Source organism: Providencia sp. PROV032 (assembly GCF_028484875.1).
Classification (GTDB): domain Bacteria; phylum Pseudomonadota; class Gammaproteobacteria; order Enterobacterales; family Enterobacteriaceae; genus Providencia; species Providencia rettgeri_E.
Map to the genome: position 1 here is coordinate 25010 of NZ_JAMPSX010000021.1, position 22379 is coordinate 47388.

Consider the following 22379-nt stretch of genomic DNA (forward strand, 5'->3'; position numbering starts at 1 on the left):
AAAAAGCACCTATTAGCTCGACAATTAATTCATACCGTATAATGACTAGTGAAAATCACCTACACGACGCTCCACCAGCGTTAAAATACTGTACAACGCCACAACGGTATCGTCCTGATTAAACACTTGCACATCCCATTCAACAACGCCATTAGGTTTGTCTTCAGCAAGTTTCTGCGTTTTCTTGATCTTTTTCTTGCACGTTAGGCGAACTTGTATGGTGTCACCAATTTTCACAGGTTCAATAAAGCGCAAGCTTTCCATCCCATAATTGGCGATCACAGGCCCAACCCCTGCATCGACAAATAACCCCGCAGCGGCTGAAACGACAAAATAGCCGTGCGCAATCCGTTCACCAAATAGCGACTGTGCTGCGCCAATTTTATCAACATGAACATAAAAATTATCACCGCTGAGACAGGCAAAATTAGCAATATCAGCCTCTGTAACGGTACGCCTTGCGGTCAGTAACGTGTCGCCAATCACTAAGTCTTCAAAATGTTTACGGAATGGATGAACCACATCAGCGATGGTATCTGCACCTCGGATCCATTGTTTGGTAATTGCCGTTAGCATCGAAGGGCTACCTTGGATGGCAGTACGCTGCATATAGTGTTTGACTGCTCGCAAGCCACCTAGCTCCTCACCACCACCCGCACGCCCTGGGCCACCGTGTACCAGTAGCGGAAGCGGTGAACCGTGGCCAGTGGACTCCACGGCTGATGCTTCATTTAAAATTAGCATCCGCCCATGAGCTCGCGCACTCGCACGAATGACCGTTTGCGCGACTTGTGTATCCGCAGTGACTAACGTCCCCGCAAGGCTCCCACCACCTAAAATCGCCAATTGCACCGCCTGTTCGATATTCTCATAGCTCATTAACGTGGCGACTGGACCAAAAGCCTCGATTTCATGTACTGCTGTAGATTTAAAAGGCTCTGCACAATACAACAACGTAGGTGGATAAAAAGCCCCGTGTTGGCTATCTGCACCAATCACATCAAGCTTCTCGAATTGCCCACCACATAAGACATCACAGCCATGATCACGTAAATAATTTACTTTCTCTTGTACGTCTTGGCGCTGTTCTAAGTTAATCAACGCCCCCATTCTGACCCCTTCAACCGCAGGGTCACCCACTGTTGTAGCGGATAAGCGTTTCAATAATGCCTGCTTCACATTTTCGAGCTGGTTTTGCGGCACAATGATGCGACGGATAGCGGTACACTTCTGCCCCGCTTTGGCGGTCATTTCACGAACGACTTCTTTAATAAATAACGCAAATTCAGGCTGTTCTGGCTGGACGTCATCGCCTAAAATTGCACAGTTCAGTGAATCCGCTTCCATTGTAAAAGGCACTGATTTAGCAATGATACGTGGGTGCAATTTCAGTTTTTGCCCTGTATTTGCCGACCCTGTAAAAGTCACTACATCTTCAAAATCAAGGTGTTCAAACATATCGCCAACACCACCGCAAACCAGTTGGATAGCACCATCAGGTACCAAGCCGCTGTCCACCATCAATTTCACCATCGCCTGTGTTAACTGTGCTGAGGCAGTTGCTGGTTTGATGATGGCTGGCATGCCAGCAAGCCATGTGGGTGCCAATTTTTCTAACATTCCCCAACACGGGAAGTTAAATGCATTAATGTGCAGGGCAACGCCACGGCGAGACGTTAAAATATGATGGCCAATAAATTGCCCTTGTTTCGATAACGGGATCATTTCCTCTTCTGGCCAAATCGTGTCATCTGGCAGCTCACGGTTAGCGAGACCCGAATAAGAAAACAGTGTAGCAATTCCCCCTTCGATATCTACCCAGCTATCCGCTTTGGTTGCGCCAGTTTGTGCCGAAATCGCATATAACTGCGCTTTATGTTCCAGTAGATATTTTGCGAGTGCCTTAAGCATCTGCCCGCGTTGCTGGAATGTCATCGCTGACAATATTTCGCCCCCCACTTGGCGGCCATACTGTAAGCTTTCTGCTAACGGCAACCCTTCAGTCGTCACCGTATATAAGGTTTCATTCGTTAGTGCATGATGAATTTTTCGCCCTTCGCCCTCACCTTGCACCCATTTCCCCATAATATAACTTGTTAAATGCTGCATATTCCTCTCCAGAAATAAAAAACACCAATTAAAATCAGATAACAAATATGTATCATAAAAATAAGCATAGACGCCAATTTAAATTTAACAAATTAAGAACAACTTTGTCTTAAATACCCACACCCATAAAAACCACACAAAAACAATCAACACCAACTCATTGTTTTCATTTGAATTTAATTTATTGATTGTGAAGCCACTCGCAAAATAGGGTTAATGAATATTGATCTTTTTGTTAACAATTCCTAGCATTGATGTTAAATGAATATGATTCACTATTACCGAAAAGATAATAACAATCGAATCACTTAATGGAAAAGATCAATGAGCGAGCAAAATCAGGCTAACTTCGAAGCCAAAATCGAAGCCGATATTTCCATCGAGCCCAAGGATTGGATGCCCGATGCGTATCGGCAGAACCTTATCCGTCAAATAGGCCAACATGCCCATTCAGAAGTCGTCGGTATGCTGCCAGAAGCAAATTGGCTAACACGCGCCCCGACACTCCGCCGTAAAGCGATTTTACTGGCTAAAATTCAAGATGAAGCAGGCCACGGTTTATATCTATATAGCGCCGCCGAAACCCTCGGTTGCTCCCGTCAAGATATCTATCAAAAGTTACTTGATGAAAAAATGAAGTACTCCTCCATTTTCAATTACCCCACGTTAAGTTGGGCTGATATTGGCGTTATTGGCTGGCTAGTCGATGGTGCCGCCATTGTGAACCAAGTCGCGCTATGTCGCGCCTCATATGGCCCCTACGCCAGAGCGATGGTGAAAATCTGTAAAGAAGAAAGTTTCCACCAACGTCAGGGCTATGAAGCAGTGATGGCGCTCGCAGAAGGCACCGATGAACAAAAAGCGATGCTGCAAGATGCGATAAACCGCTTTTGGTGGCCCGTGCTCACGATGTTCGGTCCGAATGATTCGGACTCCCCACACAGCGCTCAAAGCATGGCTTGGAAAATCAAACGCTTCAGTAATGATGAGCTACGGCAAAAGTTTGTTGATAACACCGTTCCGCAAGTGGAAGCGTTAGGTATGACGATCCCTGATCCTGAGCTGGTTTGGGATGAAGAACTTGGCCATTACCGTTTCGGTGAAATCGACTGGGAAGAGTTTTACCAAGTCATCAAAGGCAATGGTATTTGTAATCACGAACGCCTCAGCGCAAAGCGCAAAGGGTGGGAAGACGGCGCATGGGTACGTGAAGGTGCAATGGCACATAGCCGCAAACAGAAATCCGTTAAATCTGCGGCTTAATCACTGACCATTTTACGAAAAGGAAAACACCATGAGCAATCAAGATTGGCCTTTATATGAAGTTTTTGTTCGGAGTAAGCAAGGGCTTGCCCATCGTCATGTCGGCAGTTTACATGCTGCTGATGACCAAATGGCGCTAGAAAATGCCCGCGATGTATATACAAGGCGTAGTGAAGGCTGCTCAATTTGGGTGGTAAAGGCCACGCATTTAATCGCCTCACAGCCCGAAGATAAAAGTACGTTCTTCGACCCAGCGGACACCAAGGTCTATCGTCATCCAACCTTCTATACCATCCCTGATGGCATCAAAAACATGTAAGGAGCTTGCCATGAACCAACAAGAACGGCTCCACCATTACACATTGCGCCTTGGCGATAGTCCCTTAATTTTAGCGCAGCGTCTGTGCGAATGGTGCGGCCACGCCCCTGAGCTCGAAATTGACCTAGCGCTATCGAATATCGGCTTAGATTTGCTAGGGCAGTCGCGTCACTTTTTAAGCTATGCCGCGCAACTAAAAGGGGCTGAATGTGATGAAGATACCCTTGCTTTTTTGCGTGATGAACGGGAGTTCAGCAATTTATTACTGGTTGAGCAACCCAACAATGGCTTTGATGACACTCTAGTGCGCCAATTCTTTATGGATGCTTATCATGTTCCATTATATGAAGCCTTAATTCATAGCAGTGATGAACAATTGTCAGCAATTGCGGAAAAATCCCTCAAAGAAGCCGTTTATCACTTGCGCTTTAGCCGTGGGTGGATGATCCGCTTAGGGGATGGCAGTGAAGAAAGCCATCAACGGATCCAACGTTCAGTGAATGCGCTATGGCGCTTTACCGGTGAGCTTTTCCATGCTGATGAAATTGAAATTGCACTCAGCGAAGCAGGTATCGCTGTTGACCCACGTTCTTTACAAGCCGCATGGTTAAACACCATTAACGAAACATTCACGGAAGCGACCCTCACTGTGCCAGAGAAAAAAGCGTATCGCTTAGGCGGCAAGCAAGGCAGCCACACTGAGCACTTGGGCTTGTTATTAACGCAATTGCAGTTTGTGCAACGCGCTTACCCGAACAGCCAGTGGTGATGTTATGGAACAGAGACTGCAATATCGTGAGCTTCAATCGCCCCAGGTTCACCAGATCTGGCAACAGCTTCACCAAATACCCGATCCTGAGCTACCCGCACTCTCTATTACTGATCTCGGCATGATCCGCAATGTGCTACCTGCGGCTCAGGGTTGGAAAGTTATTTTTACACCTACCTACTCAGGTTGCCCAGCAACTGAATTTTTAATCAATGAAATCAAAACTGTTCTAGGTAATGCCGGTTTTCCAAACATCGACATCGAAATTCTGTTAACCCCGGCTTGGACAACAGATTGGATGAATCAGGATGCGAAAAGGCGCCTACGTGAATTCGGTATCGCACCACCACAAGGTACGTCCTGCGAACACCCAGAACACAAAGGTGCGGTTCGTTGCCCACGTTGTGACAGCGAGCAGACCGAAAAAATTAGTGAATTTGGTTCCACTGCATGTAAGGCATTGTATCGATGCACTGAATGCTTAGAACCGTTTGATTACTTTAAATGTATTTAGGGGCACCCATATGACTGTATTTCATCGTTTAAGTATTGCTGCCATTGAGCGTGACACCCCTGAAGCTGTCGCCATTACTTTTAACGTACCAGATGCATTACGAGAGCAATATCATTACCGCCCAGGGCAACATCTCACATTAAAGGCCTCTATTAATGGCGAAAACCTGCGTCGCTGTTATTCCATTTGCAGCTCACCGGATGAAAACACGCTAAAAATTGGAGTAAAAGCCATTTACGAGGGACGTTTTTCTAATTTCGTTAACCAAGAACTACAAGTTGGCGATAGCCTTGATGTGATGGTTCCGCAAGGGCAATTTGGCTACCAACCAGAGGCAGATACCCACGCACACTACCTTGCCGTCGCAGCTGGTTCTGGGATCACCCCATTGCTTTCCATCATTAAGGCCACATTACAAACTGAACCTAAAAGCAGTTTTGTGTTGATTTATGGTAACCGCAATAGCCGCTCCGTGATGTTTAAAGAGAGCATTGCTGATCTGAAAAACCGTTTTTCTACACGCTTTCAAATTCTCTATTTATTTAGCCAAGAACAACAAGATAGCGAACTACTCAGCGGCAGAATCAGCCAACAGCAGCTCAATGCGTTAGGCAAAACCTTATTGAATTTTAAACAATTTGACCGAGCGTTTATTTGTGGGCCCGACAGCATGATGGATGAAGTGCATGACACTTTAGTCGGTTATGGCATGCCAAAAGAATATGTTCACACCGAGCGTTTCAACACTTCAGGCGCCAAATTCAAACCCGCAACCGCCATAACTAGCGAAACACGCCAAGTCAGTATTCACCTAGACGGCAGAACCATGAACATCGCTATGGATAGCCAAGACGACAGCATTTTGGATGCCGCATTACGTCAAGGCGCAGATTTACCCTACGCCTGTAAAGGGGGCGTTTGCGCAACCTGCAAATGTAAATTGCGCTCTGGTGAAGTGGAAATGGGGGTCAATTACAGTCTTGAGCCCGACCAAATCGCTGCGGGGTACATCCTTAGCTGCCAAGCGTGGCCAAAAGGCGATGGTGTTGTTCTAGACTTTGATGTGTAGGAGCTGCAATGGAAAACCACTGGATTTTGTCACAACAACATAACCGCGTTCTCACACTCACGTTGAACCGCCCTGAAGTGCGCAACGCGCTGAGCACCGCCTGCTTAGAGTTGCTGGTTCAGCACCTCGAACAAGCACAAATAAATGATGAGATCGGTGCGATCGTGATCACCGGAAATCCGCGTTTTTTCGCGGCTGGCGCCGACCTTAAAGAACTACAGCAGCAAACCGTTGCTAGTGCGATCACCGACAAACGCCCCCAAGTTTGGCGCAGGTTATCGATGATATCAAAGCCCATCATTAGTGCTGCAAATGGTTATGCACTGGGTGCAGGTTTTGAATTATTACTCGCCAGCGACATCATTATTGCCGGTGAGTCTGCTCGCTTCGGATTACCCGAAATTACTCTGGGTTTAATGCCAGGCGCGGGAGGAACACAGCGTTTAATCCGCACAGTCGGTAAATCTCTCGCCATGCAAATGGTACTAACAGGTGAACCGATCACAGCAAAACATGCGCTACAAGCAGGGCTAATCAGTGAAATTTGTGTGGATAAGTTAGTGCTAGAACGCGCCCAAAAGCTGGCAGAGCGTATCGCGATGCATGCCCCTTTAGCGGTACAAGCGGCAAAAGCCTCACTGGTGCATTCTCAAGAAAACCACCTTGCCGAAGGGTTACAGCTTGAGCGCCAATATTTTGTGACTTTAGCGGGGACGAACGATCGACGTGAAGGGATCGAGGCATTCTTCGAAAAACGAAAACCTCAGTTTACAGGACAATAATCATGACCAATGAAGCAATGATCCTCACTACGTTAGAAAATGGGGTTCTCACCGTCACTCTTAACCGCCCTGATAGGCTGAATAGCTTTAATGACGAAATGCATCGCCAGCTCAGTGAAGCGATCAAAATAGCAGAACGCGATGAAACTGTACGCTGTTTAGTGATCACTGGCGCAGGCCGTGGATTTTGTGCGGGGCAAGATCTGAATGATCGCAATGTGAGCGTGGGCAGTGAAGCACCCGATCTTGGGTTTTCCGTTGAAACTTACTATAACCCCTTGATCCGTCGTCTAACTGCATTACCGAAACCGATTATTTGCGCAGTTAATGGTGTTGCCGCAGGTGCAGGCGCCGCCATTGCACTCACTGGCGATATTGTTATCGCAGCAAAAAGTGCCAGTTTTATTCAATCTTTTTGCCGCCTTGGCTTGGTTCCTGACTCAGGGGGAAGCTGGTTTTTACCTCAATTAGCGGGCCATGCGCGGGCAATGGGGATGGCATTATTAGGCGATAAAATAAGTGCTGAGCAAGCATTACAGTGGGGAATGATTTGGCAAGTCACTGAGAATGAAGAGCTCATCAGTACCACTCAACAGCTCGCACAACACCTTGCAACCCAGCCCACTTATGGTTTAGGACTTATCAAAAAGGCCATTTATGCCGCGGCAACCAATACTCTCGATGAGCAACTCAACCTTGAGCGCGATTTACAGCGCCTTGGTGGACGAAGTGAAGATTATCGCGAAGGGGTCAATGCTTTTTTAAATAAACGTGAACCACAGTTTAAAGGAAGATAATCATGACCTTACCTTTGAATTCAACCATCAACACCGTCGCGGTAATTGGCGCTGGAACCATGGGGATTGGTATAGCGCAAGTGGCAGCAACGGCGGGTTTATCCGTCTTGCTGTTTGATGTGAACCAAGACGTCTTAAGCCGTAGTTTATCAACGATGACCCAACGTTTACGCAAACGTGTTGCGCAAGGGAAAGTCAAACCCGAGGCCACAGAGGCGATTATCGCAAACATTGCGGTGGCAAAAAGTCTCTCGGCACTGTCGGACGCACAATTGGTAATAGAAGCTATTGCTGAAAAACTTGAAATAAAACAAGCCATCTTCGGTGAACTTGAAGGTATTTGTAGTGAAAAAACCATTTTCGCTAGTAACACTTCGTCTTTATCAATTACCGCAATCGGTAGACAACTCACGCATCCAGAGCGTCTTGCCGGATTACACTTTTTTAACCCAGCGCCCGTAATGAAATTGGTTGAAGTGATCCGTGGGCTAGAAACATCAGATTCAGTAATAAAACAGCTACAAGAATTGACGCTATCATTTGGTAAAGTCCCTGTCGTTTGTCGCTCAACACCTGGTTTTATTGTTAATCGTGTCGCCAGGCCATTCTACGCTGAAACATTACGCGCACTTGAAGAACAAGTTGGCACACCTGCCACATTAGACAGCGCCATACGTGACGCTGGGGGGTTCGCCATGGGACCACTACAACTAACAGATTTAATTGGCCATGATGTGAACTATGCTGTCACCGAATCCGTATTTCAGGCCTTCGGCTATGACCCACGCTTTCAAACCTCATTAATGCAATTGGAATTAGTCCAAGCAGGTCATTTAGGCCGTAAATCGAAGCAAGGGTTTTATCATTATGATGATAATAAACCTCAACCTTTACCCTCCGTTGTAGAAAAAATCCACCTTGACCAACCTCAAAATATAACAGTTTGTGGCGATTGGCAGATATTTCCTGAGTTTGCGCAGCTTTTAACTGAAAATGGGATCTCTCTCGAAGGATTAACACAACATTCCGAACAATCCCCGACACTTATTGTTAATGACGTTATTATTATGTTAACAAATGGTGAATTGGCATCATCACATGCGCAAATGCAGAAACAAGCCGTCGTGCATTTTGACTTATCGGCAAATTACCTTGCCGCAACAACCATCACGTTAAGCTGTGCAGCACAAAACAGTGCGCAACAAAACCAGCAAGCTATCGCGTTTTTTCAATCATTAGGTAAACACGTGATTGTATTGCCAGACTACCCAGCGCTGTTAACCATGAGAACGGTCGCGATGTTATGCAATGAAGCGTTAGATATCGTCAATAAGGGGATAGCAACAGCCTTAGATACCGATAATGCCATGTGTTTTGGGGTGAATTATCCCAAAGGCCCCCTCGCTTGGGGTATGCAGCTAGGCTGGCAACGCGTGCTGTCAGTACTTGAAAATTTGGCTCAGTTTTATGGGGACAACCGTTATCGGCCAAATCCGCTGTTAAGGCAATTAGCCGCAGGTTATCAATCTTTAACTTTCAAGGAGATATCATGATTTCACTGCCAAACGACACGCTGGCCCAGCAATCAGCTCACATTATGTACCGTGATGATGCATGTGCAAAAGCTATGGGTATGTCCATTGAAAAAGTCGAAGAAGGCTTTGCGCAATTAAAAATGCCTATCACAGCACAAATGCTTAACGGCCATAAAACCTGCCACGGCGGGCAATTATTTAGCCTCGCCGACACTGCGTTTGCCTACGCCTGTAATAGCCAAGGGCATGCTGCTGTTGCCTCTATGTGTTCCATTGATTTTATCCGTCCCGGTTTTGAAGGTGACTTACTCACTGCCACTGCCACGATGAAACACCAAGGTAAACGTAACGGCTTATATGAAGTCGAGATAACTAACCAAGATGGCAAAACACTCGCGCTGTTCCACGGTCGTTCTCATCGGTTAGGTCATCGTTTAACAGGAGAACAATCATGATTGATGCGTTTATTTGCGATGGCGTTCGCACTCCAATTGGCCGCTATGGGGGCGCTTTATCACCATTACGTCCTGACGACCTTGCCACTATCCCATTAAAAGCATTAATGGAAAGACACCCGCAACTTGATTGGTCATTAACTGACGACATTATTTTTGGTTGCGCAAACCAAGCAGGGGAAGACAACCGTAATGTGGCACGTATGGCTGGGCTGTTATCCGGGCTCCCTGTTTCCGTTTCTGGAACCACCATTAACCGCCTATGCGGCTCTGGGCTTGATGCCATTGCGTTAGCGGCAAGAAGTATCAAAGCGGGGGAATCTGGGCTGATGATTGCCGGAGGCGTCGAGTCCATGAGCCGCGCACCGTTTGTCATGGGCAAACAAGAGTCCGCATTCTCACGCCAAGCACAAGTGTTTGATACCACTATTGGCTGGCGGTTTATCAACCCACTAATGGAACAACAGTTTTCCACAGATTCAATGCCAGAAACTGCGGAAAATGTGGCTGAAACCTACAACATTAGCCGTGAAGACCAAGATGCTTTTGCATTACGCAGCCAACAACGCACCGAAACTGCCAAAGTTAACGGCATTTTTGCGCAAGAAATCATCCCCGTTACGGTCAAACAACGTAAAAATGAATACGTCGTCAGCGAAGACGAACACCCAAGAGCAGAAACGACGTTTGAACAACTACAGAAACTAAAAACCCCATTTCGCGATAACGGAACGGTAACAGCGGGTAATGCCTCCGGTGTTAATGACGGGGCTGCCGCACTGATTATCGCATCCGACACTATTGCCAAGCAGCAAGGGTTAACACCACGGGCTCGTATCATCGCGACAGCCACTTGTGGAGTCGAACCAAGGTTGATGGGCATCGGCCCACTGCCAGCCTCGCAAAAAGTATTAAAAATGGCAGGACTCACCATCGAACAAATGGATGTGATTGAATTAAACGAAGCCTTTGCCGCACAAGCACTTGCCGTTTTACGAGGGCTTGGTTTACCTGATGACGCCTCACACGTTAACCCTAACGGGGGGGCAATTTCGCTAGGCCATCCACTTGGAATGAGTGGAGCAAGGCTTGTTATTGCTGCTATCAATGAGCTGCACCGCAAACAAGGTCGTTATGCATTATGCACCATGTGTATCGGTGTTGGCCAAGGCATAGCAATGATTATTGAACGAGTCTGAACAACGTCTTACTACAAATAAAAACAGCCTGAAAACCCTACACCTGCTCAGGCTTATACCCATAACGCGATCACAGCGAACGGGTACCATAATAATTATGAGGACAGGCAATTATGAGCAATATACAAGATAGCATCGACCCAATTGAATTCGCATCACGGGATGAGATCGAGTCTTTACAGTATTCTCGAATGAAGTGGACACTCACTCACGCCTATGAAAATGTGCCCATGTATCGTAAAAAATTCGATGACGCAGGTGTACACCCTGACGATTTCAAACAACTTAGCGATATCGAAAAGTTCCCTTACACCACCAAACAGGATTTACGTGAAAACTACCCATTTAGCACCTTTGCGGTGCCAATGGACCAAATCATCCGTATTCACGCCTCTTCCGGCACCACTGGCCGACCAACAGTAGTGGGTTACACTCAACGAGATATCGATAACTGGGCTGACCTGATCGCACGTAGTTTACGCTCTGCGGGCACTGTCCGAGGCGATAAAGTCCATGTTGCTTACGGCTATGGTTTATTCACCGGAGGCCTAGGGGCCCACTATGGTGCGGAGCGCCTAGGCGCCGCCGTTATTCCTATGTCTGGTGGGCAAACTGAAAAACAAGCGCAACTAATCGCGGATTTCAAACCCGATGTGATCATGGTAACGCCCTCTTACTGCTTAAGTATTATTGATGAGCTTGAGAAAATCATGGGCGGAGATGCTAGTAAGTGCTCACTTAGATTAGGTGTCTTTGGCGCTGAACCTTGGACTGAATCCCTCAGAACAGAAATTGAAACTCGTCTTGGTATCAAAGCATTAGACATTTACGGTTTATCTGAAGTCATGGGGCCTGGTGTCGCTATGGAGTGTGCCGACTCAGGTGAGAGCGGCCCAACTATCTGGGAAGACCATTTTTACCCAGAAATTATTTCCCCCAACACCTTAAAAACACTGGGGGCAGGTGAGCATGGTGAGTTAGTGTTTACTACCCTGACAAAAGAAGCTATGCCTGTTATTCGTTATCGAACTCGCGACCTCACCCACCTCATGCAGGGGGTCAACCGCAATATGCGTCGAATTGGTAAAATCACCGGTCGTTCGGATGACATGATGATTATTCGCGGCGTGAATGTGTTCCCTTCTCAGATTGAAGAACAAATCATGCAATTTAAGGAGCTTTCTCCTCATTACCAATTAGAGATTGGTCGCCAAGGCAATATGGACAATTTATCTGTCCGTGTTGAACTTAAACACCCTGAACAGCTCACTTATGATGAACGCTGTAATATCTGCCACCATTTAAAGCACCGAATCAAATCGATGGTGGGCATTAGCACCCGTATTAGTATTGTAAATTGCGGCGACATCCCCCGTTCTCAAGGCAAAGCAGAACGAGTAATTGATACTAGAATTGCGATTTAATTCAAATTATTAAGGCATATTGGAATGAACTACTCTGATATGCCTTAATCTCTGAGAAAGTGTTCAAAACAGGTAATGGAAGTGAAGTCCTTCCTAGGGGCTGGACAACTAATTACTGAGAGTCTTTTTTCGTGGGCAAGAGACTCCGCGATGGACTAAAAAAAACCGAATGAGGAAAAGCTATGAAAGATATTTCACGACTTAGTGAACATCAGTTGTTCAAACTGGGCTTACAAAAGCCGCTTATTGCCGGACTTCAAGAAACACGAGGAAGAGCATGATGAGGGAAATGACTCAATCATCTCTACAAACAGTCAGACAGTGACTTTAGTTACGAAAACATAGCAAAATTTATCAAAGCGTTAGATCATCTGGTTGTATATTACTCTTTAAGAAGAGCATATTACATTAGTTCCGCTGTTCCCATTGCAAGACGTTTTCATTAACTACATAAAAGTAATTAATTTCCCAGTTTTCTCTAAATCAACAACAGTTTTAACATCAGATGATAAAATCTCACGATCGTTATTAAAAAAAACTATTCTTCCGTAGGAAGTAATCAAATCAACCGTTTTATCTAAATAGTCCTTAGTCTTTAATTTACAAACAGTTAAACCATAACTTTCTAAGGGTTCACAAAGATCTTCTATATTTATTTCTTTTACATACCCTGAATTAGTTGAACTAAGAAAATACTCTATTCCATAGCAATGTAATGTAGGTGGTATACGTGTTTTCTCTATGAATTTAGCAGGGTCAATCCGAACAATTAAGCTAAGGTCAATCAAAGAGTGAGTGTTACATCGTTCGACAATGGCTGGCCCTAACCCTCCATGCATTCTTGCTCCTGATTCAACTAATACAGGCCCCTCAGAAGACAGTATTATTTCATTATGTGATGTACCATTACATATACCAAGAGACGTGAGTATAGACTTTGTATAATTTACCAATTCAAGATGTTCTTCTATTGGTTCCGTTACCATCTGATGATAAATCGGTATACCTTGCACCTCTTGCTTTATATATCTGAATATATTAACAATAAAGTGAACTCCGTTACTTGTTACAGCATCCACTACATATTCAATACCCTCTATTTTTTGTTGAATTAATAATTCATTATTTTTATTACCAGAATAGTCATACGTATTAATTAACAAATTAAATGCTTTCTCAACTTCTTTTTTATTTTTACAGAAAAAAACACCATCAGTTCCAAAAGAGTAAATTGGTTTTACAACATATTCAGAAAAATTATTCTCATCGCACCATGCCAGCATATTTATTAATTTCCTGGCTCTGTAGTGTGGAATGTAACGTATTCCATCAAGCTTTAGTTGATTTTGCATCAAATACTTATCTCGTCTAGTTTGGCTAAGCTTAAATATATTAGGTAATAAGTTCCACCTGTTACTTAATTGATCAAAAATAAGTACACCAGGCTCAGAACCGCATACTATAAAATCAGGGGCTCGACCTAAATATAATTCTATTTGGCGTGCAGCATCATCATGATAGGAGGAATAAAAAACGAATGAATATTCCTCTTCCTTGAATGAATTCAATATTATAGCTGGAAGCTCATTATTAGTTATTAATGCAATCACATCATAACCAAAGTATTTTTTAACTCGCCCAACAAAAATTGCTCCACTGGAAAATGGGTCTACAATCAATACACATTTATTGCTCATTGAATTTCCTTATATTAGTAACCTCAGACGATTTCAATATCAATATCAGTTTTAGGAAAAGAACAACAGGCAAGGTGAATATTCTCATCCTTTTCTTTTTCTGTTAAACAAAATTCAGGATGGTTCAACACTGAACCTCTAATTAATCTATATTTACAGCTACCACAAATCCCCGAATAACAAATATATCTAATAGGGATATTATGCTGTAATAGGTTATCTAACACAGTTCTGTTATTATCTATTAACAATGGCGTATCGAAGTCCTTTACTCTTACAATACTTTTATCTTTGTTGAGTTCTTCGGAGTTAGTAAGTTGAACCTGAGTTGAACCAAACACTTCCGTGAAAATAGATGCTTGTGGAAAACTGTATCTAACACCTGCAACCATGGATTCAGTAAACATTTTGCTTCCACAAATAACTACTGTATCTGGAATTCCATTTATTTTTTCAGTTGCTAAGTCTATTCTGCCCATATTAATAATATCACTAGTCTTTCTTAATTTAGAGCGCGTAATGTTAATCCTCAATGTAAACCATTTATATTTAAAGTGAAAACCAATAAACTCATTTAAATATGGAATATCTCTAAGACTGGGATAACTTATAACTAATTGGATGTTCTTATCTGACATTATGTGGCTATAATATTTAGCGCATTCATAAATTAAAGAAATAGGTAGCGTTATACCAATTCCTCCTGCAAGTAAAAGTACATTTCTACTATTTTTAATAGTATCAAATGTTATTTCACCTCCGACCCCACAAACACTAATGCCTACATTATCTAATAACAATTTCCATATTGTTGAAGATTCACTATCGCATCCTCTGTTCTCAATAATAAATTTATAGTGGTTATTTATATCCTGAGATACCAGTGTATAACTACGTTGTTTTAATCGTTTATCTCTTCCAATAAATTGGAAGTTGAAATGTTTTCCAGGAACTGCGCCAGTTAGAATATCTGAGTCTAATGTCGGTTTAAGAAGAAACATCCTGATTTTGTCGGTTAACATATGTGACTCTACCAAAGTGAATTTCATTTCATACTCTCTATTTTAACTATAAGCCTATTCTGGTAATTACAGCTTCTGCCGATTCTAAATAAATCTGAATTTCATTTAAGTTATCTGTCTCTTCAATAATATCTCTTGCATGAGGCATACCTGAAAGCTTGAAAGCCTCCTTCCAAGATCCAAGTTCGTTATCAGCAAAAAGGTTAGCAGTTCTCAGCATTATATCTCTCATATATTTACGCTCACTAAAACCTAAATCACGGACAATATCATAAGCAACATAACTGAAAACACTAGAATGGCTCCACTCATCATGAGCGTGAGTTTTTGTAACCTCATGACAAATATTTTGAATGCTGCAATCTTCTGCCATAACCTTTAGATAGTCGGTTATCAAAGTTTCACTTGCGCACGCCACGGCAAAACAAGTTAGTCGTCTTTGCCACTCAGCGGTGCAATCCGAAAGCATTACCTGACGAGCTTTAATCAAATTAAAATCAGTGTAATTTAGATGCTCTAATTTTCTACGGTCATAAATATAATTACATGCCATAATCGACATTCTTGTATGCAAAGCTTCATCAAGAAGAGCTTCGGACATCACATCCTGTAATCTAGCTCTATTCTTAGAGTTAGTCGGTGGACATTTAATAATATCTTCACAAGCCGGAGTAACTACATCGCATTCTATATAGATTGTCTTTAAATTATAAATCCCCCATGCGTATGATAAGCATCGGCTTTTAACGATTTCAGGAGCTTCCTTCCACGCATCGTGGTTTCTAAATGGTAATAATGATTCACTGAAGTCACTCTTTGTAGCATCGAAAACAAGATCTGCGTAGTCTAAATGTTTATTATTAACTGCGGCTCTATTTGCCCAAAGCATCGAAAGTTTGGATAACATCAATTCAACGCTATGACTATCTGGTATTTCAAAAGTAGTTTTCATTTAACCCCCTACATATTAGATATAGAAATATTATTTGTTTTTTACATGAATAAGACTCATGAAGATAGTGCCGACAAATGCAAAGATAGAAGATATAACTAAAGCTTTCTCCCAATATCCCGCATCCAATAACCTCCCATAAGTTATGGCCGATAGGGCACTCCCTAAATAAAATGCAAGCTGTCGCACACTTGTGGATAAAAGTGTTCTTTCAGTAGAAAAACCAGTAATTGCTAGAGTATCTAAAAGCGGCATCAAACAATAATTTAGCAGTAATCTGATAAAATACAGTAAAATAAAAGTGACTACCGATATATGGAGTGACTGTAGATAAAGACATAAAGCGGTTAATATTCCAATGATCATTATAGTCGGCTTCAATGTAAGCTTATTAATAAGAAGTGGTGAAAATAACGCACCTACAATACTAATTATTTTATCAATGCTCATTATTAGAGATATTTCGCTCAAACTCATGGAATAAGCTAAATTAAATAAAACATTAACAAACCTAAATATTAATGTAATAGAAGCACCTAAAAATAAAGATGCTAAAAATAATTTAGATAAATTCCTCCATTCCATTTTATTTCCCCAGGTGAATTTTCTTGCATCATTCTCCGGTTCAGAAAGCCCGACAATAGATTTAAACCGAAAATAGATCATCAAAATTGAAGAAATAAAAGAAGTTAAAAGAATTAGCTGAAAACTTATTAGAGCCATTGATTTTAAATAATGAGTTATAAAACCAACTATTAGCGAGCCTATCATTGCCGCACCTAAATAAGCAACAAAAAAACAACTGAATAGTATTGTCCTACTTTCAGATTTAGTATTTGAACCAGTCAATGAATTACCCAAAGATAATAATGCAATCATACCTGAAAGTATTAATCCAAGTGTAATTGCACTTACCCATACAGAGGAAACTATTGGCAATAGAATGAATGGCACTGCGTAAATGAATGAAAAAATAATAAGTAGTTTTTTTTGAGACATACGTCTGCTTAGATATATCAATGGAATTACAACACCAGCCATCATACACATTGCAACCGCATAAATGTAACCAATTTTTGTTTTATCCACACCGCGAGCTTCTAGATAAAAATTATAAACCGTATCAAACATTCCATTACTTAATCCCATTAAGAATGTTGCAATAAGGAAATGGCGCACAGCAGGAGAAAACTGTTTGATATCCTCAAACATCTTCAGTCCCTTTTCTCGAATCTAGTAATAAAAAACCTGTGAATTCTTCAAATAAAGTCTCACCTTCTATCCATTCTCCGAATCCAGCATTGGTGTGAATATGACCAGCGTTATGAATAAAATGGGTCGTACAACCCCATAATTTTGCCAAATAAATTGCACGAGACTCACTTAAGTATTCATCATTATTGCTAAATATAAGCAACGACTTGGTATTTAGTGAACATAATGGTAATGGCCTCTGATTTTTAATCGGAGTAATCGCTATTTCAGAGTCAACATCTGCTGGAGCAACAAGAATTAATGCCTTTATCTTCTCGCAAGCGTTGAAAGCAGCCCATTGAGTAATGGCTACCGCGCCACAACTATGACCCAGAAGTACAATGTTTCCCTCAATATCATTAACTGCTTTATCTATTTTCTCGACCCATTCATACCGTGATGGATTATTCCAATCATCTTGTTGCACACGAATGACATTACTATATTTTCTTTCCATGTAGGATTGCCAATGACCCTTACCTGAATTTGTATATCCAGGAACAATGAGATATGTTGCATTCATGGGTTTTTATTTCTCTAGTTAGTAAGGAGAGAGGGAGGGATATCAATCCCAAAACGTTCAAACAGTAAATCTGACATCATATGTTTATTCGTAATACTTATGTTTGATGCGGAATATCCTTTTATTTCTGTAAATACGTTATTACGAATGCTAATCCTTCCCATTTCTTTCGGTAAGCTCACTACTACATTTTTATTGAGAAGGCTGTTTGAAGAGTGTAGAGTATAAAAATAAGCCATTTCCACATCTTGCTTGAGTGCTTCAATATCATGAAAAGAATATATGTTTTCCCAATTTTCATTTGGTTGGCTATTTTCTTTTACTGAAACAACCCAACCATGTTCATTGTGTCTTTCAACTCTTGAGGATAAAAATGGGTGTTCATGTAAATAACCATCAGATAATTTAAGTAAAGAGCGAGGACCTTTAGCTCCATAACCAATATCAAATATCCATTTGGCTCCATCTATATTTACAACAAAGAATTGGTGTGTGGCGGGTGTTATTTTAGGCGTTAAAGCTCTCCCTAATCTAATCCCGTAATTATAACCCAAATGCTTAAATACGGATTTTATTAAAATGGAAAGTTCAAAACACACTCCCCCTCGGTTACTATAAATAATTCTTTTCATAACATCCTGATCAGATATAAACTCTAAAGCGTTCCGTTTCATATCTATATTTTCAAATGGAATTAAATAAAAATGAGCATGATGCAGCCTGAATAAAAACTCGAGTTTTGACAATTCAGAGGGGGAAACATTCAATCTTCTAAGATATTCATTCACGTAATTATTCATACCAGTAAAACTCCATTTTTAATTATTGGTAGTAACTAAAAAAAAGAAAAAAGATATCTAACCTTATTAATAAACAATTAATATTTTTTTCTACTCTTAATGTAAACAAGGTATGTTAAAAATATTAATTTCCGCAACACTTTTGTTCATACAGTAAGAATCTTTATTTCTAGTAATTAATGTATTTATTTTTTCCTTTTAATAACAATTAATTGAAATCGTTACTCATAAATTGAATAATTAGAATTCAAAGCTTAACTATAAATCAAACGAGTAATTGAGTATTTTCAACACGATAATTTATTTTTTCATCTGCTATTCGTCATTGGTACAGGTGGAGTCAGTTTTATTATGACCATTTACTCACTTCCGTAGTTCCGATATACCTACTACTCAGACTCAATAACAGACTCAAAAGAAACTTACCTTTGAAGGCCTATCTGGCTTTAACATGTACCAATCGATATTAAGTACGTTGTTCCACACTATAAAGAACGACGATATGGTGAATGTCCGATATGACTAGGAATGTGATCGCTTGATCATCCACACAGGTAAAAACAGCCTCGGCACTATTGAAGAGTATTGCAATACCTAATGGATAAAAATCAAATTAAAAAATCTGACTCCAGTTGAATACTGAAATTAGGCCTTGCAAGCCATTTAACTAAAAGTATCAACTTTATAGAGTCACTTCAAAGACAACCTTTAAATTTATGTCTACTATTCAGTAAGCCTTCTGATACATAAATTTTATAGATGAAATATAAATGGAAAATAAACTTAACCAATTCATACAACATGCAATAGCAAGTCAACCTATTAGTGGTACCTCTCTCATTAGCTCACTATATGGTGATGCTTTGCACCATCGTGGTGGCGAAGTGTGGTTAGGAAGCTTAACTAAGCTGTTAGAGCCGATGGGCTTTACTGATCGTTTTGTTCGAACTTCTGTTTTCCGCTTACAAAAAGAAGGTTGGCTTGATACAGAAAAAATCGGCCGTCGCAGCTATTACCGTATTTCTGAGCGCGGGCAAAGCCGATTTCGCCGTGCAGAAAATAAAATTTATCTCGCAGAGCAGCCTGATTGGGATGGAAAGTGGGACTTACTTCTTCTTGAAACCGCTGAAAAAGACGAAAAAATCAGGCTAAAAAAAGAACTGAGCTGGCTTGGTTTCGGGCAGTTTAATTCATCACTTATGGCGGCACCAAGCTGTGCACAAAGTGATGTACCGACGTTACTCAATGAACTCAATGCGACGGAAAATGTCATTTATTTTCACGCAGATTACCCCTATAGCCGCTCAGAAAAAAACCTCAAAGAACTGGTTTCCCATGCTTGGTCTTTGCAAGAAATTTCAGAACACTATCACCAATTTATTTCATTATTTAGGCCACTCGCATTACTGCTTAAAGAAAATATTGATGTGCAAATTTCCCCGGAACACAGCTTTCAATTACGTTTATTGCTGATCCATTTCTATCGCCGTGTCACGTTAAAAGACCCGTTATTGCCAGACGAACTCCTCCCCATACAATGGGAAGGCCATATTGCGCGTCACCTTTGCACCAATATTTATCAGCGTATCGACCAAGCTGCGACCCAATATGTTTCTGAACAGTGTGAAACCACGGTAGGCGAACTTCCTCAACCATCCAGCGCTTACTATCGCCGCTTTGGTGGTGTACTCCGAGACCTCGCAGCCTAAAACCTCTATTACAGGAGCCCATATGCCTTTTTATCAAATCGATGGCATTACGCCAGTCGTCAGCCCTGAAAGTTTTGTCCACCCTACTGCGGTAGTGATTGGAGATGTGATTATTGGTAAAAATGTTTATATTGGGCCAAATGCCAGTTTACGTGGCGATTTTGGCCGATTGATTATCAAAGATGGTGCAAACGTGCAAGATAACTGCGTAATGCATGGCTTCCCGCAATATGAAACCCTCATTGAAGAAAATGGGCATATTGGCCATGGTGCTATTTTACATGGCTGCCATATCAAACGTAACGCCTTGGTTGGGATGAACAGTGTGATTATGGATGGTGCGGTGATTGGGGAAAACTCAATTGTCGGTGCCTGTGCTTTCGTCAAGGCTGAAACAATATTTCCTGATAATAGCCTTATCGTAGGAACACCGGCCAAAGTGCTACGCGCGCTATCGGAAAAAGAGATTGCGTGGAAAACCAGCGGAACCAAAGATTATCAAAACTTAGTCACACGCTGCTTAAACACCTTTAAAGAAGTCGAGCCGCTTCAAGAAATCGAAGCAAACCGGCCGGCCCTACATTTCGAAAATATTATTCCTAAATCCCAGTTATAAGCTAGATGGGGCGAAACATACGTTGCCCCATCTCTCAATTATTTTGCCTTGCTACCAAATGGCGGCTTAGCAAACCAAACCGTAATAATCAGTGCAATAAAGACCCAGCCGCAGAGCCAGAAAATTTCATTGGCAGCAATGATTAATCCTTGGTTAGTAATTTGCTGGGCAATAAAGCCGGAGGTCTGTTCATTACTCAATCCATGAGTTGCCATTTCTTGATACATCCCTAAAGATTCAGGATTGTAATCGGTAATAAATTCCGTTAATTGGCTATGATGCACGGCTTCTCTATCGCTCCACAACGTTGTAGTAATGGAAGTCCCTATTGAACCCGCTAAGGTACGGAAGAAGTTGGCTAAGCTCGACGCGGAAGCGAGTTTTTCCGGCGGGAGGCCTGAAAGGGTTAATGTGGTCAGTGGCATAAAGAAACAAGCTACTGCCATCCCTTGTACCAATTGCGGCCAAACCACAGCAGAAAAGCCCATATCCGGCTCAAACGTATACGCTCGCCAGAAGAAACAAATCGCATAGAATACAAAGCTAAAGGTCACTATCCAGCGAATATCAAGAAAATCGGATAATTTCGCCACAGGAGCCGAGAACAACACTGGCAATAAGCCAATGGGCGCCAATGCTAGCCCTGCCCAGGTTGCTGTATAGCCATACACTTCCTGTAAGAGTTGCGGCAACAATACAATAGCGCCGAAATAGGCCATATATGCCAAACTGACAGAAATCGTCCCGATAGTAAAATTGCGCGATTTAAATAACGATAATTCGACAATTGGGTTTTTATCAGTAAGTTCCCAAATCACGAGGAAGACCAATGCAATCGCGGAAACAACGGCTAAGATAACAATTTCATTCGACGCCAACCATCCCAGTTCCTTCCCTTTATCGAGCAGAACTTGTAAGCAACCAACGCCCACCGAAAGTAGCGCCAAACCAATCACATTGAATGGGACTTTCACGATCTTCGACTCCATCCCTTTTAGGATAATAGAGCCAACAATAATGACGAAAATTCCCAAAGGCACATTCATAAAGAATATCCATCCCCAATGGAAATTATCACTAATATAACCACCGAAAATAGGACCGAACACTGGGGCTAAAATAATGGTCATCGACCAAAATGCTAACGCCATATTTTGCATTTTCGGCGGGTAGCAACGCATGATAAGGCTTTGCGAAAGCGGGATCACTGGCCCTGCAACAGCACCTTGCAATACACGGTATAAAATCAGCATACCAAGGCTATCAGAAAACCCGCAAAGTAATGAAAATAATGTGAAAAGTGCCGTTGCCCATAAGAAAACACGGATTTCACCAAAACGCTTCGCGAGGTAACCTGAAATCGCAATAGAAATCGCATTCGATACGCCAAACGAGGTAATGACCCAGGTTCCTTGTGACATGGAAACCCCGAGATCACCAGCTATAGTCGGGATAGCCACGTTAGCAATCGTGGAATCAAGCACCTGCATGAAAGTTGCAAGGGACAACGCAATCGTTGCCCATACCAGTTTTGCACCCTTAAGTGGTTGAATATCTGCCACAACGGCTCC

General features: G+C 42.1%; 21 protein-coding genes. 13 read left to right on the forward strand and 8 right to left on the reverse strand.

Annotation, left to right across the window (positions count from 1 at the left end; genetic code table 11):
• Positions 1 to 45 precede the first annotated feature (45 nt).
• Positions 46 to 2109 carry a phenylacetic acid degradation bifunctional protein PaaZ gene (gene paaZ / locus PSF42_RS14585; protein ID WP_125891773.1) on the reverse strand — a complete coding sequence of 688 codons (2064 nt, stop codon included), beginning with the start codon at positions 2107 to 2109 and terminating at the stop codon, positions 46 to 48.
• A 324-nt stretch (positions 2110 to 2433) separates the two neighbouring features.
• Between paaZ and paaA the strand changes: the two genes are divergently transcribed.
• From paaA to paaK, 11 genes are all read left to right on the forward strand, one after another.
• On the forward strand, positions 2434 to 3372 hold the full coding sequence (paaA, locus tag PSF42_RS14590; RefSeq protein WP_125891774.1) for a 1,2-phenylacetyl-CoA epoxidase subunit PaaA: 939 nt from the start codon (positions 2434 to 2436) through the stop codon (positions 3370 to 3372).
• Between the two features lie 31 nt (positions 3373 to 3403).
• Entirely contained in the window at positions 3404 to 3691 is a 288-nt protein-coding gene (paaB, locus tag PSF42_RS14595; RefSeq protein WP_125891775.1) for a 1,2-phenylacetyl-CoA epoxidase subunit PaaB, read from the forward strand.
• Between the two features lie 10 nt (positions 3692 to 3701).
• On the forward strand, positions 3702 to 4460 hold the full coding sequence (gene paaC, locus PSF42_RS14600) for a 1,2-phenylacetyl-CoA epoxidase subunit PaaC (RefSeq protein WP_125891776.1): 759 nt from the start codon (positions 3702 to 3704) through the stop codon (positions 4458 to 4460).
• Between the two features lie 4 nt (positions 4461 to 4464).
• Positions 4465 to 4974: a 1,2-phenylacetyl-CoA epoxidase subunit PaaD gene (gene paaD, locus PSF42_RS14605; protein ID WP_102138796.1), complete on the forward strand. Its 510-nt coding sequence runs from the start codon at positions 4465 to 4467 to the stop codon at positions 4972 to 4974.
• A 10-nt stretch (positions 4975 to 4984) separates the two neighbouring features.
• Positions 4985 to 6043 (forward strand): 1,2-phenylacetyl-CoA epoxidase subunit PaaE, encoded by a 1059-nt coding sequence (gene paaE, locus PSF42_RS14610; RefSeq protein ID WP_272680270.1) that lies wholly within the window; start codon positions 4985 to 4987, stop codon positions 6041 to 6043.
• An 8-nt stretch (positions 6044 to 6051) separates the two neighbouring features.
• A complete protein-coding gene (gene paaF / locus PSF42_RS14615; RefSeq protein WP_125891779.1) occupies positions 6052 to 6825 on the forward strand; it encodes a 2,3-dehydroadipyl-CoA hydratase PaaF in 774 nt (257 codons plus the stop codon).
• 2 nt (positions 6826 to 6827) lie between these two features.
• Positions 6828 to 7622: a 2-(1,2-epoxy-1,2-dihydrophenyl)acetyl-CoA isomerase PaaG gene (gene paaG, locus PSF42_RS14620; RefSeq protein WP_272680271.1), complete on the forward strand. Its 795-nt coding sequence runs from the start codon at positions 6828 to 6830 to the stop codon at positions 7620 to 7622.
• 2 nt (positions 7623 to 7624) lie between these two features.
• Positions 7625 to 9175, forward strand: a complete 1551-nt coding sequence (locus tag PSF42_RS14625; protein WP_272680272.1) for a 3-hydroxyacyl-CoA dehydrogenase — start codon at positions 7625 to 7627, stop codon at positions 9173 to 9175.
• Positions 9172 to 9612, forward strand: a complete 441-nt coding sequence (gene paaI, locus PSF42_RS14630; protein ID WP_004262926.1) for a hydroxyphenylacetyl-CoA thioesterase PaaI — start codon at positions 9172 to 9174, stop codon at positions 9610 to 9612. The genes PSF42_RS14625 and paaI overlap by 4 nt, the downstream gene beginning before the upstream one ends.
• Positions 9609 to 10811, forward strand: coding sequence for a 3-oxoadipyl-CoA thiolase (gene pcaF / locus PSF42_RS14635; RefSeq protein WP_272680273.1), 1203 nt, complete (start codon positions 9609 to 9611; stop codon positions 10809 to 10811). Before paaI ends, pcaF begins: the two co-directional genes overlap by 4 nt.
• A gap of 113 nt (positions 10812 to 10924) precedes the next feature.
• Entirely contained in the window at positions 10925 to 12235 is a 1311-nt protein-coding gene (gene paaK / locus PSF42_RS14640; protein ID WP_094960845.1) for a phenylacetate--CoA ligase PaaK, read from the forward strand.
• 446 nt (positions 12236 to 12681) lie between these two features.
• On the opposite strand, the gene PSF42_RS14645 is transcribed toward paaK, so the two are convergent.
• The 6 genes from PSF42_RS14645 to PSF42_RS14670 are packed head-to-tail and all read right to left on the reverse strand — an operon-like array spanning position 12682 to position 18483.
• On the reverse strand, positions 12682 to 13932 hold the full coding sequence (locus PSF42_RS14645) for an ATP-grasp domain-containing protein (RefSeq protein ID WP_272680274.1): 1251 nt from the start codon (positions 13930 to 13932) through the stop codon (positions 12682 to 12684).
• Positions 13933 to 13955: 23 nt separating this feature from the next.
• On the reverse strand, positions 13956 to 14954 hold the full coding sequence (locus PSF42_RS14650) for an iron-sulfur cluster-binding domain-containing protein (protein ID WP_272680275.1): 999 nt from the start codon (positions 14952 to 14954) through the stop codon (positions 13956 to 13958).
• Between the two features lie 46 nt (positions 14955 to 15000).
• A complete protein-coding gene (locus PSF42_RS14655; RefSeq protein WP_213913512.1) occupies positions 15001 to 15906 on the reverse strand; it encodes a diiron oxygenase in 906 nt (301 codons plus the stop codon).
• A 30-nt stretch (positions 15907 to 15936) separates the two neighbouring features.
• Entirely contained in the window at positions 15937 to 17118 is a 1182-nt protein-coding gene (locus PSF42_RS14660; protein WP_272680276.1) for an MFS transporter, read from the reverse strand.
• Positions 17111 to 17683: an RBBP9/YdeN family alpha/beta hydrolase gene (locus PSF42_RS14665; RefSeq protein ID WP_213913510.1), complete on the reverse strand. Its 573-nt coding sequence runs from the start codon at positions 17681 to 17683 to the stop codon at positions 17111 to 17113. The genes PSF42_RS14660 and PSF42_RS14665 overlap by 8 nt, the downstream gene beginning before the upstream one ends.
• Before the next feature lie 14 nt (positions 17684 to 17697).
• Positions 17698 to 18483, reverse strand: coding sequence for an arylamine N-acetyltransferase family protein (locus PSF42_RS14670; protein WP_248467373.1), 786 nt, complete (start codon positions 18481 to 18483; stop codon positions 17698 to 17700).
• Between the two features lie 770 nt (positions 18484 to 19253).
• Here PSF42_RS14670 and paaX point away from each other — a divergent pair.
• Both paaX and paaY read left to right on the forward strand, forming a co-directional pair.
• Complete coding sequence (gene paaX / locus PSF42_RS14675; RefSeq protein WP_125891783.1) at positions 19254 to 20192, forward strand: phenylacetic acid degradation operon negative regulatory protein PaaX; 939 nt, start codon at positions 19254 to 19256, stop codon at positions 20190 to 20192.
• A gap of 22 nt (positions 20193 to 20214) precedes the next feature.
• On the forward strand, positions 20215 to 20808 hold the full coding sequence (gene paaY, locus PSF42_RS14680) for a phenylacetic acid degradation protein PaaY (protein ID WP_125891784.1): 594 nt from the start codon (positions 20215 to 20217) through the stop codon (positions 20806 to 20808).
• A 38-nt stretch (positions 20809 to 20846) separates the two neighbouring features.
• On the opposite strand, the gene PSF42_RS14685 is transcribed toward paaY, so the two are convergent.
• Positions 20847 to 22370: a DHA2 family efflux MFS transporter permease subunit gene (locus PSF42_RS14685; RefSeq protein WP_213913508.1), complete on the reverse strand. Its 1524-nt coding sequence runs from the start codon at positions 22368 to 22370 to the stop codon at positions 20847 to 20849.
• Positions 22371 to 22379: the final 9 nt, after the last annotated feature.